13 protein-coding genes are annotated in these 15884 nt (G+C 59.7%); 8 read left to right on the forward strand and 5 right to left on the reverse strand.

What is annotated here, in order from left to right:
* Window positions 1-27: 27 nt before the first annotated feature.
* Window positions 28-846, reverse strand: coding sequence for a posphoenolpyruvate synthetase regulatory kinase/phosphorylase PpsR (gene ppsR / locus ACOYXG_RS08555; protein WP_007960912.1), 819 nt, complete (start codon window positions 844-846; stop codon window positions 28-30).
* A 174-nt stretch (window positions 847-1020) separates the two neighbouring features.
* On the opposite strand from ppsR, the gene ppsA reads away from it, so the two are divergent.
* From ppsA to ACOYXG_RS08595, 8 genes are all read left to right on the forward strand, one after another.
* On the forward strand, window positions 1021-3396 hold the full coding sequence (gene ppsA, locus ACOYXG_RS08560) for a phosphoenolpyruvate synthase (protein WP_460357013.1): 2376 nt from the start codon (window positions 1021-1023) through the stop codon (window positions 3394-3396).
* Between the two features lie 187 nt (window positions 3397-3583).
* Window positions 3584-4573 carry an alpha/beta fold hydrolase gene (locus ACOYXG_RS08565; protein ID WP_460357015.1) on the forward strand — a complete coding sequence of 330 codons (990 nt, stop codon included), beginning with the start codon at window positions 3584-3586 and terminating at the stop codon, window positions 4571-4573.
* 226 nt (window positions 4574-4799) lie between these two features.
* Complete coding sequence (rraA, locus tag ACOYXG_RS08570; protein WP_041067666.1) at window positions 4800-5291, forward strand: ribonuclease E activity regulator RraA; 492 nt, start codon at window positions 4800-4802, stop codon at window positions 5289-5291.
* 22 nt (window positions 5292-5313) lie between these two features.
* A complete protein-coding gene (locus ACOYXG_RS08575) occupies window positions 5314-6309 on the forward strand; it encodes a zinc transporter ZntB (RefSeq protein WP_103369344.1) in 996 nt (331 codons plus the stop codon).
* A gap of 63 nt (window positions 6310-6372) precedes the next feature.
* The gene (locus ACOYXG_RS08580) at window positions 6373-6621 is read left to right on the forward strand and encodes a hypothetical protein (RefSeq protein WP_003223293.1); all 249 of its coding nucleotides are present in this window, start codon (window positions 6373-6375) and stop codon (window positions 6619-6621) included.
* A 2-nt stretch (window positions 6622-6623) separates the two neighbouring features.
* Entirely contained in the window at window positions 6624-7448 is an 825-nt protein-coding gene (locus tag ACOYXG_RS08585) for a mechanosensitive ion channel family protein (RefSeq protein WP_007916401.1), read from the forward strand.
* Window positions 7449-7535: 87 nt separating this feature from the next.
* Entirely contained in the window at window positions 7536-8126 is a 591-nt protein-coding gene (gene sigX / locus ACOYXG_RS08590) for an RNA polymerase sigma factor SigX (protein ID WP_011333251.1), read from the forward strand.
* A gap of 107 nt (window positions 8127-8233) precedes the next feature.
* Window positions 8234-9283: an OmpA family protein gene (locus ACOYXG_RS08595; RefSeq protein ID WP_027613290.1), complete on the forward strand. Its 1050-nt coding sequence runs from the start codon at window positions 8234-8236 to the stop codon at window positions 9281-9283.
* 62 nt (window positions 9284-9345) lie between these two features.
* On the opposite strand, the gene cobA is transcribed toward ACOYXG_RS08595, so the two are convergent.
* From cobA to nirB, 4 genes are read right to left on the reverse strand one after another with little or no spacing between them, the layout of a single operon-like run.
* Window positions 9346-10110, reverse strand: coding sequence for a uroporphyrinogen-III C-methyltransferase (cobA, locus tag ACOYXG_RS08600; protein ID WP_115990332.1), 765 nt, complete (start codon window positions 10108-10110; stop codon window positions 9346-9348).
* Between the two features lie 13 nt (window positions 10111-10123).
* Window positions 10124-12835 carry a nitrate reductase gene (locus ACOYXG_RS08605; RefSeq protein WP_460357021.1) on the reverse strand — a complete coding sequence of 904 codons (2712 nt, stop codon included), beginning with the start codon at window positions 12833-12835 and terminating at the stop codon, window positions 10124-10126.
* Entirely contained in the window at window positions 12835-13152 is a 318-nt protein-coding gene (nirD, locus tag ACOYXG_RS08610) for a nitrite reductase small subunit NirD (RefSeq protein WP_027613287.1), read from the reverse strand. The genes ACOYXG_RS08605 and nirD overlap by 1 nt, the downstream gene beginning before the upstream one ends.
* A complete protein-coding gene (gene nirB, locus ACOYXG_RS08615) occupies window positions 13149-15602 on the reverse strand; it encodes a nitrite reductase large subunit NirB (protein WP_096797090.1) in 2454 nt (817 codons plus the stop codon). The genes nirD and nirB overlap by 4 nt, the downstream gene beginning before the upstream one ends.
* Window positions 15603-15884: the final 282 nt, after the last annotated feature.

Here is a 15884-nt window from a genome sequence, read left to right on the forward strand (position 1 = left end):
GAAGGCGCCAAAGCAGACGCCGCCAATCTATTTGAACCGCCGCTCCACGCCTTTCTCCACCAGAATCTTCGCCGAAATCTCTTCCACCGAAAAATGTGTGGAGTTGATGTGCGGGATGTTCTCGCGGCGGAACAGGTTTTCCACTTCGCGCACTTCGAATTCGCACTGGGCGTAGCTCGAATAGCGGCTGTTGGGCTTGCGCTCGTTGCGGATCGCGGTGAGGCGGTCCGGGTCGATGGTCAGGCCGAACAACTTGTGCTGATGGGCGCGCAGGGCGGTCGGCAGGGTCAGACGCTCCATGTCGTCTTCGGTCAGCGGGTAGTTGGCCGCGCGGATACCGAACTGCATCGCCATGTACAGACACGTCGGCGTCTTACCACAACGCGACACGCCCACTAGTATCAGGTCGGCCTTGTCGTAATAGTGGGTGCGCGCGCCGTCGTCGTTGTCGAGGGCGAAGTTCACCGCCTCGATGCGCTCCATGTAATTGGAGTTGTGCCCGATCGAGTGGGACTTGCCGACGGTGTAGGAAGAATGCTCGGTCAGTTCCTGTTCGAGCGGGGCGAGGAAGGTCGAGAAAATGTCGATCATGAAACCATTGGACGTTGCGAGAATCTCACGGATGTCCTGATTGACGATGGTGTCGAAGATGATCGGACGGAAGCCGTCGGTTTCAGCGGCTTTGTTGATTTGTTGTACCATGGCCCGCGCTTTGTCCGCGTTGTCGATATACGGCCGCGTGAGCTTGGTGAAGGTAATGTTTTCGAACTGCGCCAGAAGGCTTTGACCCAGGGTTTCGGCGGTAATGCCGGTGCCATCGGAGATAAAGAAAGCAGATCGTTTCATTTGCACCTTGGGCCTTAAGCTAAAGAGTATTTCTGGATATGATAGGCGCGATTTGCCGGCCGCCATTGGCCCGCATTCTCACTTATTTTCCAGGTCCAGGCCATACAGCCGGCCAACGCTCCCCCGAGCCGCCGGTTTCTGAGCTTTTCCAACACAGTTAGTGGAGAGATCACCTTGGTAGAGTACGTAGTTTCCCTCGATAAGCTCGGCAAACACGATGTTGAGCATGTGGGGGGCAAGAACGCATCCCTGGGCGAGATGATCAGCAACCTGGCGGGTGCCGGTGTGTCGGTCCCCGGCGGCTTTGCCACCACCGCGCAGGCCTATCGCGACTTTCTCGAACTGAGCGGCCTCAACGACCAGATCCACAAGGCTCTCGACGCCCTGGACGTCGATGACGTCAATGCACTGGCCAAGACCGGTGCGCAGATCCGTCAATGGATCATGGACGCCGAATTCCCTGAAAAACTCAATACCGAGATCCGCACCGCGTTCGCCGCGCTGTCGGCCGGTAACCCTGACGTGGCCGTGGCCGTGCGTTCTTCCGCCACCGCCGAAGACTTGCCGGATGCTTCGTTCGCCGGCCAGCAGGAAACCTTCCTGAACATCCGTGGCGTGGAAAACGTTATCCGCGCCGCCAAAGAGGTGTTCGCTTCGCTGTTCAACGACCGGGCGATTTCCTACCGCGTGCACCAGGGCTTCGACCACAAACTGGTCGCCCTGTCGGCTGGCGTGCAGCGCATGGTGCGTTCGGAAACCGGCACCGCCGGCGTGATGTTCACCCTCGATACCGAATCCGGTTTCCGTGACGTGGTGTTCATCACCGGCGCCTACGGTCTGGGCGAAACCGTTGTTCAAGGCGCGGTGAACCCGGATGAGTTCTATGTGCACAAAGGCACCCTGGAAACCGGTCGTCCGGCAATCCTGCGCCGCAACCTGGGCAGCAAAGCGATCAAGATGATCTACGGCGACGAGGCCAAGGCCGGTCGTTCGGTGAAGACCGTCGATGTCGACAAGGCCGAACGCGCGCGTTTCTGCCTGACCGATGCTGAAGTCAGCGAGCTGGCCAAGCAGGCGATGATCATCGAGAAGCACTACGGCTGCCCGATGGACATCGAGTGGGCCAAAGACGGTGACGACGGCAAGCTGTACATCGTGCAGGCCCGTCCGGAAACCGTGAAAAGCCGCACCCAGGCCAACGTCATGGAACGTTACCTGTTGAAAGAAACCGGCACCGTGCTGGTGGAAGGTCGTGCCATCGGCCAGCGCATCGGCGCCGGCAAAGTGCGGATCATCAAGGACGTCTCGGAAATGGACAAAGTCCAGGCCGGTGACGTGCTGGTCTCCGACATGACCGACCCGGACTGGGAGCCGGTGATGAAGCGCGCCAGCGCCATCGTCACCAACCGTGGCGGCCGTACCTGCCACGCGGCGATCATCGCCCGTGAACTGGGGATTCCAGCGGTCGTGGGCTGCGGCAACGCCACCCAACTGTTGAAAGATGGCCAGGGCGTAACCGTGTCCTGCGCCGAAGGCGACACCGGTTACATCTTCGAAGGCGAGCTGGGCTTCGACGTCAAGAAGAACTCCGTCGACGCCATGCCGGAGTTGCCGTTCAAGATCATGATGAACGTCGGCAACCCGGACCGCGCCTTCGATTTCGCGCAGTTGCCGAACGCCGGTGTCGGCCTGGCCCGTCTGGAATTCATCATCAACCGCATGATCGGCGTGCACCCGAAAGCGCTGCTGAACTACGACGGTCTGCCGCAGGAAATCAAGGACAGCGTCGACAAGCGCATCGCCGGTTACAACGATCCGGTCGGCTTCTACGTCGAAAAACTGGTGGAAGGCATCAGCACCCTCGCTGCTGCGTTCTGGCCGAAGAAGGTCATCGTGCGTCTGTCGGACTTCAAGTCCAACGAATACGCCAACCTGATCGGCGGCAAGCTGTACGAGCCGGAAGAAGAAAACCCGATGCTCGGCTTCCGTGGCGCTTCGCGTTACATCAGCGAATCGTTCCGTGACTGCTTCGAACTCGAGTGCCGTGCGCTGAAACGCGTGCGCAACGAGATGGGCCTGACCAACGTCGAAATCATGGTGCCGTTCGTTCGTACCCTCGGCGAAGCCAGTCAGGTAGTCGATCTGCTCGCCGAAAACGGCCTGGCCCGTGGCGACAACGGCCTGCGCGTGATCATGATGTGCGAACTGCCATCCAACGCGATCCTGGCTGAAGAATTCCTCGAATTCTTCGACGGTTTCTCGATCGGTTCCAACGACCTGACTCAGCTGACACTGGGCCTGGACCGTGACTCCGGGATCATCGCGCACCTGTTCGACGAGCGTAATCCGGCGGTGAAGAAGCTGCTGGCGAACGCGATTGCTGCGTGCAACAAGGCCGGCAAGTACATCGGCATCTGCGGTCAGGGCCCTTCGGACCACCCGGATCTGGCCAAGTGGCTGATGGAGCAGGGCATCGAAAGCGTGTCGCTGAACCCGGACTCCGTGCTGGAAACCTGGTTCTTCCTCGCCGAAGGTCAGGCGCAGGCTTGATCCATATGTGAACGGCCATCCTCCCCTGTGGGAGCGGGCTTGCTCGCGAAGACGGAATAAGATCCGCCACAAATGTTGGCTGATACACCGCTTTCGCGAGCAAGCCCGCTCCCACAAAGGTCGGGGGCTTTGAGATTTGAGTAGGGCGGGCTCCTGTAGATGCCGCCCTTTTTTGTGCAAGAGCATTATGCAAAGCAGCAGCAACCTGTTTCCTGTCGCCCTGATCAGCGCCGAACGTCGCGGTGATCTGAGCGAAGACGTGTATCGACTCAAACCCGGCAACAGTCCCGACTGGTCCGTGGAAATCGCCGTTACCCGTTTGGGCATGGCCGACGATACGACACCACGCGGCGTGCCGGTGATTTTGCTGCACGGCAGCTTTTCCAACCGGCGTTTCTGGTTTTCCCCCAAAGGCCTGGGGCTGGGCGCGTACCTGACGCGCCTGGGCTTCGACGTGTGGATCCCGGAGATGCGCGGTCACGGCCTGTCGCAGCGCAACGAGGACTACCGGCGCAACCGCGTGGCCGACTACGCCCGTTACGATCTGCCGGCGATTGCCGCGTTCGTCCGCGAGCAGAGCGGGCAGGTGCCGCACTGGATCGGCCATTCGCTGGGCGGCATCACGCTGGCGGCGGCGCTGGGTGGCGAATACCTCGGCGAGCCGGCCGTGGCCTCGGCGGCGTTTTTCGGCACGCAGGTCAGCCGCACGTACTGGCCGCTGAAAATTCCACCAGTGGAGTGGAGCGGGCGCTTCATTCTCAAGCGTTTCGCGCAGTTGTCCGGCGCACGCCTCAAGCGCGGCCCGGAAGACGAGCCGATCGGGCTGGCGCTGGAAAGCATGCGCTGGTACGGCTTGTTCGGGCGTTTTGGCGACAAGGACAAGGACTGGTGGGCCGGCCTGGCCGAGGTTCAGGTGCCGGTGCTGGCAGTGACCGCGGCGGGCGATCATCAGGATCCGGCATGGGCCTGTCGCAAACTGTTCGAGCAGATCGGCTCCGAGCACAAACAGTTCGTCAATCTGGGGCGCGAGCAGGGCTTCAGCGACAACTTCGGGCATGTCGAGATGTTGGTGAGCAAGGCGGCGCAGGCCGAGGTCTGGCCGCTGGTGGCACGCTGGTTGAACGATCAGCAGACGCCGTTGCTCGGCGACAAGCAGGATCTTGCCGCTGCGGTCTGAGTCCGAGGCTCTGAAAAGGGCATTTCGTTCAGGTCGGCTTGCGGCTAAGATATGACGCATTGTGCGGTTCTGGTCATATTTGGTGGGTGTTTAGCTATTACGTTTCAGCGTTTGTTCAGGTTCGTTCAGCGACCATTGCATGAACTAAGGTAAACAGCGACCGCCGGGACTCGTTTCAAAAGAGTGCGACATCCTTGATCGTCTTCCTTTTTACAGGAGTTTTTCGATGAACCATTACCTCACGCCTGACCTGTGCGACGCCTATCCGGAGCTGGTGCAGGTGCTGGAACCGATGTTCAGCAATTTCGGCGGCCGTGATTCCTTCGGCGGCGAAATCGTGACCATCAAATGTTTCGAAGATAACTCGCTGGTCAAGGAGCAAGCCGAACTCAAGGGTAACGGCAAGGTGCTGGTGGTCGATGGCGGCGGTTCGCTGCGGCGCGCGCTGCTGGGCGACATGATCGCCGAGAAAGCCGCGAAAAACGGCTGGGAAGGGATGGTCATCTACGGTTGTATCCGTGACGTCGACGTTATTGCCCAGACCGATCTCGGCGTTCAGGCGTTGGCCAGCCATCCGATGAAAACCGAAAAGCGCGGTATCGGCGATCTCAACGTAGCGGTGACTTTCGCCGGCGTGACGTTCCATCCGGGCCACTACATCTATGCGGACAACAACGGCGTGATCGTTTCGCCAAGTCCGCTGCAGATGCCTGAATAAGTTTTTCGACAAAGGGATGCGGATGTTCGAGGAAGAAAACGCGCAGTGGGGGCTGGTGCATGCCCTGGTGCTGGACGGTAAAGGCGGTGCGCGTTCGATTGCCCGGACTGAGCTCGACGATCTGCAACTGCAGGCCCATGAGAGCCTGTGGCTGCATTGGGATCGCAGCCATCCGCAAACCCAGACCTGGCTGCGCAAATCCAGCGGCCTGAATGAATTTGCCTGCGACCTGCTGCTGGAAGAGAACACCCGGCCACGCCTGTTGCCGTTGCCGGATGCCGAACTTCTGCTGTTTCTGCGCGGGGTCAACCTCAACCCCGGCGCCGAGCCGGAAGACATGGTCTCGGTGCGGATTTTCGCGTCGGCGCAACGGGTCATCTCGCTGCGTTTGCGTCCGCTGCGTGCCACCGATGAGCTGCTGGCGCTGCTAAGCGAAGGCGAAGGCCCGAAAACCTCATCTGAACTGATCCTGTATCTGGCGCAATTCCTCACCAACAAGGTGCAGGATCTGGTCACCTGCCTGTCGGAACTGGTCGATGAAGAGGAAGAAAAACTGGATGCCGACGAACGGTATACCCCCGAGCATGGCTCGATTTTGCACATTCGGCGCAGGGCAGCTGGACTGAAGCGTTTCCTGGCACCGCAGCGGGATATTTTCGGACAACTGACCCGGATAAAACTGCCGTGGTTTGTCGACGATGACGCTGACTACTGGAACGAATTGAACAACAGCCTGACGCGCTATCTCGAAGAGCTGGAATTGACCCGAGAGCGCATGGGGCTTGTGCTGGAGGCCGAAGACCGGCGTTTGAACGTGCGCATGAATCGCACGATGTACCGCTTCGGCATCATCACCTGCATCTTTTTGCCGATGAGTTTTCTCACCGGCCTGCTGGGCATCAATGTGGGCGGCATTCCGTTCTCGAGCAGCCCTTATGGTTTCCTGATTGCCTGTCTGACGGTGCTGGCGATGGCCTTCGGTCAATGGTGGTTATTCCGCCGTTTGCGCTGGGTGTGAAGATGCAACATGTGACCCGACCAAATTTGCCCGCGTCTTTCACAGACATCACGAGAGGTGCGTATGCACGATCCGTTTGAACAGTCTTTGCGCGACATGCTCAACGCCTCGCCGTCCAGCCGTGACGACGACGCATGCCTGGGTCGCGTACTCAAAACCGCCAACCGCCAGGTGGGCGCCGGTGATCTGTTCAGCCTGCTGGGCCGCTGGCTGCCCGCGCTGATGATCGCCCTGAATAACGGATCGGCCCACGTCTCGCCGGTTTCCCGTCTTCGTAAAACTACTGCACGCACTGCTGATAAGGCTGATTGAATATGGAACTTGATCTCTGGACTCAGAGCCTCGTCACTGCAATGACTGCGTTGTGGACCAAAGTCGCCAACTTCATCCCGAACCTGTTCGGCGCACTGGTGGTGCTGCTGTTGGGTTTCGTGGTGGCCAAGCTGCTTGATACCTTGCTGTCCAAATTGCTCGCCAAACTGGGCCTTGATCGCCTGATGGGCGGCACCGGTCTGACCAAGTTGATGTCGCGGGCCGGCCTGCAAGTGCCGATCTCAACCTTGATCGGGAAGATTGTTTACTGGTTCGTTCTGCTGATTTTTCTGGTTTCCGCAGCAGAGTCCCTTGGACTTGAGCGAGTTTCAGCTACGCTGGACATGCTGGCGTTGTATTTGCCGAAGGTTTTCGGCGCCGCGCTGGTGTTGCTGGTGGGTGTTTTGCTCGCGCAATTGGCCAACGGCCTGGTGCGCGGAGCGGCAGAAGGCGTAGGGCTGGACTACGCTTCGGGTTTGGGCCGAATCGCCCAGGGGCTGGTGATCATCATCAGTATCTCGGTCGCGATCAGCCAGCTCGAGGTCAAGACTGACCTGCTGAACCATGTGATTGTCATCGTATTGATTACCGTTGGTCTGGCCGTTGCGCTGGCCATGGGTTTGGGAAGCCGGGAAATTGCCGGTCAGATTCTTGCGGGAATCTATGTGCGTGAGTTGTATCAGGTTGGGCAACAAGTGCGTGTTGGCGAGGTCGAAGGCCAGATCGAAGAGATCGGCACGGTTAAAACCACATTGCTGACCGATGAGGGTGAGCTAGTCTCACTCTCCAATCGGATCCTGCTGGAACAGCATGTGAGTAGCCGCTAACCCGGCAAACCCTGCTAATGTATGCCGCCGCAAAATGCCCTGAGAGGGGTGCGGCGGACATTGACCTGACTGTCGGCACGACTTGTTTTGAATAAAGCCCAAACGCTATCCACGCGCTATGACCCCCGTGAGCTCTCTGATGAGGAGTTGGTCGCGCGCTCGCATACCGAGCTGTTTCACGTGACGCGCGCCTATGAAGAGCTGATGCGGCGTTACCAGCGAACATTATTTAACGTTTGTGCGAGATATCTTGGGAACGATCGCGACGCAGACGATGTCTGTCAGGAAGTGATGCTTAAGGTGTTGTACGGCCTGAAGAACTTCGAGGGGAAATCGAAGTTCAAAACCTGGCTCTACAGCATCACGTATAACGAATGCATCACGCAGTATCGGAAGGAACGGCGAAAGCGTCGCTTGATGGACGCCTTGAGTCTGGACCCGCTGGAAGAAGCGTCGGAAGAAAAGGCGCCGAAACCCGAGGAGAAGGGCGGACTCGATCGCTGGCTGGTGTATGTGAACCCGATTGACCGTGAAATTCTGGTGCTACGATTTGTCGCAGAGCTGGAGTTTCAGGAGATCGCAGACATCATGCACATGGGTTTGAGTGCGACAAAAATGCGGTACAAACGTGCTCTAGACAAATTGCGTGAGAAATTTGCAGGCATTGCTGAAACTTAGTTCAGCGCAAATATCTCTTACGTGTAGGCAAGTTCTGATAGACTTGCCGCCGAGTTGTCCCCCGGTTTGCGGGACTGCTTCACAATCACCAGATGGGGATTTAACGGATGAAACTGAAAAACACCTTGGGCTTGGCCATTGGTTCTCTTATTGCCGCTACTTCGTTCGGCGCACTGGCACAAGGCCAAGGCGCAGTTGAAGGCGAGATCAACTACAAGAAGCAGTACAACGACAGCATTGATCATGTCGAAGACGGCTTCAACCCAGGCGCCAAAATCGGTTACTTCCTGACCGACGACGTCTCGATCAACTTCGGCTGGGATCGTAACAACCACACCCGTTCGAACGACGGTACCGGTAGCCAGAAACTGCGCGGTGACAACTTCGGTCTGACCGCTCAGTACCACTTCAACAACGCTGGCGACGCTCTGCGTCCTTACGTTGAAGGTGGTGTCAAGCACGGCAACCTGACCAACGTAGCTGCTGACGGCCACACCGGTCGCGACCAGTCGACTTTCCTGACTGCTGGCGCTGGCGTTAAGTACTACTTCGCTGAAAACTTCTTCGCCCGTGCTGGCGTAGAAGCTGACTACAAGCTGGACAACGGCCGTTGGGACTACGCTCCATCGGTTGGTCTGGGTGTGAACTTCGGTGGCGGCGGCAAGCCAGCTGCTGCTCCAGTTCCAGCTCCGGCTGAAGTCTGCTCCGACAGCGACAACGATGGCGTTTGCGACAACGTTGACAAGTGCCCGGACACCCCAGCCAACGTAACTGTTGACGCTGATGGCTGCCCAGCAGTTGCTGAAGTTGTTCGTGTAGAGCTGGACGTGAAGTTCGACTTCGACAAGTCGGTCGTCAAGCCAAACAGCTACGCTGACATCAAGAACCTGGCTGACTTCATGAAGCAGTACCCAGCCACTCACACCACTGTTGAAGGTCACACTGACTCCGTCGGTCCTGACGCTTACAACCAGAAACTGTCCGAGCGTCGTGCAAACGCCGTTAAGCAGGTTCTGACCCAGCAGTACGGTGTTGAGTCGTCCCGCGTTCAGTCGATCGGCTACGGCGAATCCCGCCCAGTTGCTGACAACAAAACTGAAGCTGGCCGTGCTGTTAACCGTCGCGTAGAAGCGCAGGTTGAAGCTCAAGCTAAGTAATTAGCTGCCGCTACGAGAAAAGCCCGGCTCAGGCCGGGCTTTTCTTTGCCTGCGATTTGGCTTTACAGGGCGTACACAGTTCCCATGGGGGAGCTGCCGGAGACTGCGATCCTTTGCTCTGCAATGGCAGCCACTGCGCCGATGACGAGTATGGCCGGGCTCTTGAGCTCAAACCGACAGGCATCGTCACTCATGCTCATCAGATCAGTGCGGCACTCACGCTGTTCTGGCAGAGAGGCATTCTCGATCATCGCCACCGGCATATCCGCCGCCATCCCGCCGGCCAATAGCTGTTCGCGAATTTCGCCCAGTTTCGCCACTCCCATATAAATCACCAGCGTCGTCCCGCCCTGCGCCAACGCCTGCCAGTTCAATTGACTGTCGTCCTGGGTGTGCGCGGTCACCAGCGTCACCCCGCGCGCCACACCGCGCAACGTCAGCGGAATATCGCATTGCGTCGCGCCGGCGAGTCCGGCGGTAATACCGTTGACCAACTCGACCTCAATCCCACGTTCGCGTAACCACTGCGCCTCTTCGCCGCCACGACCGAAAATGCACGGGTCACCGCCCTTGAGCCGCACCACGCAGTTGCCTTGGCGCGCATAACGCAACATCAGCCGATGGATGAACGCCTGCGGTGTCGAGCGACAGCCGCCGCGTTTGCCCACAGCAATGATTCGCGCGGTGGGGCAATGCTCCAGCACCGCGGCATTGACCAGATCGTCAATCAATACCACCTGCGCTTCACGCAATGCGCGCACCGCTTTGAGCGTCAGCAGTTCGGGATCACCGGGTCCTGCACCCACCAGCCAGACTTTTGCATTCATGGTGTTTTCCTTATCAGCTGGATACCGGCTGCAGATCGGCCGCCAGCAATCGTTTGATTTCCGGGACGCACGAACCGCATTGCGTGCCGCATCCCAGTTGTTGTTTGAGGCCTTGCAGATCGAGACCCTGGCGAATCCCGGCACACACCGCGCGGTGGCTGACGTTTTGGCAGTTGCATAGGGTTTTCCCCGGATTGGCCTGCAAACCGGCACTGCCCGGCGGCGCACTCATCGGCGCCAGCAGCCAGCGTCGCAGTTGTTCATCGGCGCGGCCCTCCAGCCATAGCCCCTGCAGCCAATGCCGGGCCAGGGTTTCGCCGGCCAGGCGGATCGCGGTGATGCGGCCGTTTTCGATGCGTACCCGTTTGCCGATGGCACGACGCGCGTCGTCGTAGGCCAGTACCGGCCCGTCGAGCAGCGCCAGACACTGATCGATATCGCGCAGCAGTTGCGGCTCCGGCGCCGTGGCGTTGGCAGCGCGTATCAGCAGCGCGGGCCGTTCACGTCCGGCAAGGCTGAGGCTGACGTAGGAAAACGCCTCACACAGGGGTCGTAGTGTCTCGAAATGCCGTTGAACATCGCCCTCGATGAGTGCAAACAAGTGCCATGGCAGATTCACCGGTTCCAGACGCACGCCGCTGTGCTTGAGTTCGGGCTGCTTTGACAAAGGATCGAAAGCCGGCAAGGTCAGCCTGTTAACCCCGCCCTTGAGAAAGCGCTCGCCCCAGTGCATCGGCAAAAAAGCCTGACCCGGACGCACGCCGTCGTCGCTGCCGACAGCCACAATCACCGCACCGCGTCGACTCTTCAGATTGACCAGATCTCCCGGCTGCAAACGATGACGGCGCATTTCGTCCGGATGCAGGCTCAACAGCGCTTCGCTGACATGCCCGAACAATTGCGCTGCGGTGCCGGTGCGGCTCATGCCGTGCCATTGATCGCGCAGACGGCCGGTGATCAGGGTCAGCGGAAACCGTGCATCGCGTTGTTCTTTGGCCGCGCGATAAGGATCGGCAACGAATTGCGCACGACCGTTGGCCGTGGGAAAAATCCCGTCGCCATACAAACGCGCGGTGCCTTGTCGGGCGCCGGTGGGGAAGGGCCACTGCTGCGGTCCCAGTTCATCGATCAATTGGTGGCTGATGCCCGACAGGTCCAGATCGCGTCCACGGGTCAGTTGTTTGTATTCGTCGAACAACTGCGCCGGATGCTCGAAAGCAAACAGGCTCGGGCGATGCGGGCGCAGACGTTGCTCCAGCCGTTGTGCGAAATCCACGGTGATCGCCCAGTCCGGCCGCGCTTCGCCCGGTGGGAGAATGGCCTGGCGCACGTGGGAAATGCGCCGTTCGGAGTTGGTCACTGAGCCTTCCTTCTCGCCCCAACTGGCAGCAGGCAACAACAGGTCGGCGAAGGCGGCGGTTTCGGTGGTGCGGAAGGCTTCCTGCAACACCACGAACGGGCAAGCTTGCAGTGCTTCGCGAACCGCGTGTTGATCGGGCATGGACTGCGCGGGGTTGGTGCAGGCAATCCACAGTGCCTTGATCTGGCCGCTGCGCATCCGTTCGAACAGCTCGATGGCGCTCAGGCCGCTGCTTTCAGGCAGTTGATCGACGCCCCAATAGGCTGCCACTTCGGCGCGGTGCTCGGGGTTGGCTGCCTCCCGGTGACCGGGCAGCAAATTGGACAGGCTGCCGGTTTCCCGCCCACCCATGGCATTCGGCTGACCGGTCAGTGAGAAAGGTCCCGCGCCTGGACGGCCGATTTGCCCGGTGGCCAGGTGCAGATTGATCAGCGCGCTGTTTTTCGCGCTGCCAGCGGTGGACTGATTCAGGCCCATGCACCAAAGCGACAGGAAACTTGGCGCCGTGCCCACCCATTCCGCGCACTGCTGCAATTGCTCGACACTGATCCCGCACAGTTGCGCGACCATTTGCGGGGTGTAATCGCGCACCCGATTTTTCAGTTCAGGCAAACCGTCGGTGTGCGCCTTGATGAAGTCGCGGTCGATCCAGTCTTCCCACAGCAGCAGATGCAAAATCCCATGGAACAGAGCGACATCGGTGCCGGGCAAAATCGCCAGATGCAGGTCCGCCAACTCACAGGTGTCGGTGCGTCGGGGATCGATGACGATGACCTTCATCTGCGGTCGGCGCGATTTTGCCTGTTCAAGGCGTCGGAAAAGAACCGGGTGGGCGTAGGCCATGTTACTGCCGGCGATCATCACGCAATCGCTGAGCTCCAGATCTTCATAGCTGCACGGCGGCGCATCGGCGCCGAGGCTGCGCTTGTAACCGACCACCGCTGACGACATGCACAGTCGGGAATTGCTGTCGATGTTGTTGGTCCCGACCAGTGCTCGCGCCAATTTGTTGAAGGCGTAGTAGTCCTCGGTCAGCAACTGGCCGGAGATGTAAAACGCCACGCTGTCCGGGCCGTGTTCGGCGATGGTCTCGGCAAAGACCTGGGTCGCGTGATCCAGCGCCGTATCCCAGTCGCAACGGCTGCGTGCCAGGCCTTTGCCCAGACGCAGTTCCGGATACAGCGCCCGGGCGGCCAGGTCGCCGGTCAGGTGCAGGGTCGAGCCTTTGCTGCACAATTTGCCGAAGTTGGCCGGATGCGCCGGATCGCCGCTGACACCGAGAATGCGCTCGCCGTCATGCTCGATCAGCACGCCGCAGCCGACGCCGCAATAACAGCAGGTCGAGGCGGTCGTCTGGCGGTTCATCAGACCGCATCCCGCAGTGCCAGCTGCACGCGGCCGTTTTCGACCCGGGCCGGATGATGGTGCGCGCAGCCGATGTCCGGGGCCTGAGCCTCGCCGGTTTGCAGGTCGATCTGCCAGTTGTGCAGCGGGCAGGCCACACGTTTGCCGTAGATCAAACCCTGTGACAACGGCCCGCCCTTGTGCGGGCAGCGATCGTCGAGGGCGAAAACTTCGTCGTCGCTTGTACGAAAAATCGCGATGTCGCCTTTCGGCCCTGCAATGATCCGCGAACCGAGGGCATTGATCTCTTCCAGGGCACAGATATCGAGCCAATTCATGCCGGCACCTCCAGGTTTTTCACGGGGATCACCTCGAATTCTTTCTTGAGTTGCGGCTGCGCCAGACGCTCTTTCCACGGGTCCTGTTCGAACGACAGGGAGAACTGCAGACGCTCGTTCAGGGCCTTGCGCCGCTCCGGATCTTCAAGCACGGCCTGCTTGATGTGCTCCATGCCGACCCGTTGCAGGTAGTGCACTGTGCGTTCGAGGTAAAAGGCTTCTTCGCGATACAGCTGCAGGAACGCGCCGTTGTATTCACGAACTTCCTCGGCGGTTTTCAGCTTGACGAAGAACTCGGCGACTTCGGTCTTGATCCCGCCGTTGCCGCCGATGTACATCTCCCAGCCGGAGTCGACACCGATGATTCCTACGTCCTTGATCCCCGCTTCCGAGCAGTTGCGTGGGCATCCGGAGACAGCGAGTTTCACTTTGTGCGGCGACCACATGTTGAACAGGTCGTGCTCAAGCTCAATGCCCAACTGCGTTGAGTTCTGCGTGCCGAAGCGGCAGAACTCGCTGCCGACGCAGGTTTTCACGGTGCGGATGGATTTGCCGTAGGCGTGGCCGGAGGGCATGTCGAGGTCTTTCCAGACGCCCGGCAAGTCCTGCTTCTTGATCCCCAGCAGGTCGATGCGCTGACCACCGGTGACCTTGACCATCGGTACGTTGTACTTGTCGGCCACGTCGGCAATCCGGCGCAATTCCGAGGGGTTGGTCACGCCGCCCCACATCCGTGGCACCACCGAATAGGTGCCGTCCTTCTGAATGTTGGCGTGGGCGCGTTCGTTGATCAGGCGCGATTGCGGATCGTCCCTGGCTTCGCCGGGCCAGGTGGAAATCAGGTAATAGTTCAGCGCCGGCCGGCAGGTGGCGCAGCCATTCGGGGTGCGCCAGTTGAGGTAGCTCATGGTGCCGGCGATGGTCAGCAGATGGTGTTCGCGGATCGCCTGGCGGATGTGCCCGTGGTTGAGGTCGCTGCAACCGCAGATGGCTTTTTCGCTTTTCGGTTTGACGTCCGCCGCGCCGCCGACGGTGTTGATCAGGATCTGCTCGACCAGCCCGGCGCAGGAGCCGCAGGAACTGGCAGCCTTGGTGTGCTTCTTCACGTCATCGACGCTGAACAGGCCGTGTTCCTGAATCGCCTTGACGATGGTGCCTTTGCACACGCCGTTGCAGCCGCAGACTTCGGCAGTGTCGGCCATGCTCATGGCTTTGTCCTGGCCCTGATGTCCTACGTCGCCGATAGAATTTTCACCAAACATCAGGTGATCGCGGATCTCGCCGATGGCGTGATTCTCACGAATCTGTCGGAAATACCAACCGCCATCTGCCGTATCGCCGTACAGACAGGCGCCGACCAGCACGTCATCCTTGATCACCAGTTTTTTGTACACGCCGCCGATCGGGTCGGAGAGGGTGATGGTTTCGGTGCCTTCGCCGCCCATGAAATCACCGGCGGAAAACAGGTCGATGCCGGTGACTTTCAATTTGGTCGAGGTCACCGAGCCCTGATAGCGGGCGAAACCCAGTTGTGCGAGGTGGTTCGCGCAGACTTTGGCCTGTTCGAACAGCGGTGCCACCAGGCCATAGGCGATGCCGCGATGACTGGCGCACTCGCCGATGGCATAGATGCGCGGATCGTAGGTCTGCAGGGTGTCGTTGACCAGAATCCCGCGATTGCAGGGGATGCCGGCGCGTTCTGCCAGTTCGGTGTTGGGGCGGATGCCAGCGGCCATCACCACCAGATCGGCAGGGATGATCTCGCCGTTCTTGAACTGCACCGAGCCGACCCGGCCATTGCCCGCATCGTGCAGGGCCTGCGTCTGTTCGCACAGGCGAAAATGCAGGCCACGGGCTTCGAGCGCCGTTTGCAGCAGTTGGCCGCTGGTCTTGTCCAGCTGTCGCTCCAGCAGCCATTCGCCGATGTGCACCACGGTGACGTGCATGCCGCGCAGCATCAGGCCGTTGGCGGCTTCGAGGCCGAGCAGGCCGCCGCCGATGACCACCGCGTGCTTGTGGGTTTTGGCGGTGTCGATCATCGCCTGGGTGTCGGCGATGTCGCGGTAACCGATCACACCCTGCAAGTCATTGCCCGGAATCGGCAGGATGAACGGCGTCGAGCCGGTGGCAATCAGCAGGCGATCATATTCAGCCTCGGTGCCGTCCTCGGCGATCACCCGGCGTTTGACTCGGTCGATCTGCACCACCTTGCGGTTGAGCAGCAACTTGATGTGGTTTTCCAGGTACCAGTCGAGGTCGTTGAGCACGATCTCTTCGAAGGTCTGTTCACCGGCCAGCACCGGCGACAGCAGGATGCGGTTGTAGTTGGTGTGCGGTTCGGCACCGAAGACCGTGATGTCGTACAGCTCGTTGCTCAACTTGAGCAGTTCTTCCAGGGTGCGAACCCCGGCCATGCCATTGCCGATCATCACCAGTTTGAGTTTTTTCATCAGGTTCTCCGGGGAGCGGTGGCTGGCCTCTTGCGGGCAGTCAGGCCGTGCTCGACAAATGTTGCGCAAACAAAAAAAGGCGTCCCGCTAGTTGCCTAGCGAGGACGCCTTTGTCCTGGTCCCGTTCTCTCGGGAAGCGCAGCCTTCGTCGTTGAAGGTTGGGCTTTATGTATGGTGAAACGGGTAATGCAGTGGTTGTGCCAAGTGGGAGAATGGCGTGTTTATTAGGCGGAAGCGGTTATAGACGGGGATTTTTTGCACCGAATCGACGCGGGTTGCTCG

It is taken from the genome of Pseudomonas sp. G3-39, from assembly GCF_054790485.1.

Coding starts and splice junctions, on each gene's coding strand:
- ppsR (WP_007960912.1), bottom strand. CDS start 846: ATGAAACGATCTGCTTTCTTTATCTCCGATGGCACCGGCATTACCGCC.
- ACOYXG_RS08565 (WP_460357015.1), top strand. CDS start 3,584: ATGCAAAGCAGCAGCAACCTGTTTCCTGTCGCCCTGATCAGCGCCGAA.
- rraA (WP_041067666.1), top strand. CDS start 4,800: ATGAACCATTACCTCACGCCTGACCTGTGCGACGCCTATCCGGAGCTG.
- ACOYXG_RS08575 (WP_103369344.1), top strand. CDS start 5,314: ATGTTCGAGGAAGAAAACGCGCAGTGGGGGCTGGTGCATGCCCTGGTG.
- ACOYXG_RS08580 (WP_003223293.1), top strand. CDS start 6,373: ATGCACGATCCGTTTGAACAGTCTTTGCGCGACATGCTCAACGCCTCG.
- ACOYXG_RS08585 (WP_007916401.1), top strand. CDS start 6,624: ATGGAACTTGATCTCTGGACTCAGAGCCTCGTCACTGCAATGACTGCG.
- ACOYXG_RS08595 (WP_027613290.1), top strand. CDS start 8,234: ATGAAACTGAAAAACACCTTGGGCTTGGCCATTGGTTCTCTTATTGCC.
- cobA (WP_115990332.1), bottom strand. CDS start 10,110: ATGAATGCAAAAGTCTGGCTGGTGGGTGCAGGACCCGGTGATCCCGAA.
- ACOYXG_RS08605 (WP_460357021.1), bottom strand. CDS start 12,835: ATGAACCGCCAGACGACCGCCTCGACCTGCTGTTATTGCGGCGTCGGC.
- nirD (WP_027613287.1), bottom strand. CDS start 13,152: ATGAATTGGCTCGATATCTGTGCCCTGGAAGAGATCAATGCCCTCGGT.
- nirB (WP_096797090.1), bottom strand. CDS start 15,602: ATGAAAAAACTCAAACTGGTGATGATCGGCAATGGCATGGCCGGGGTT.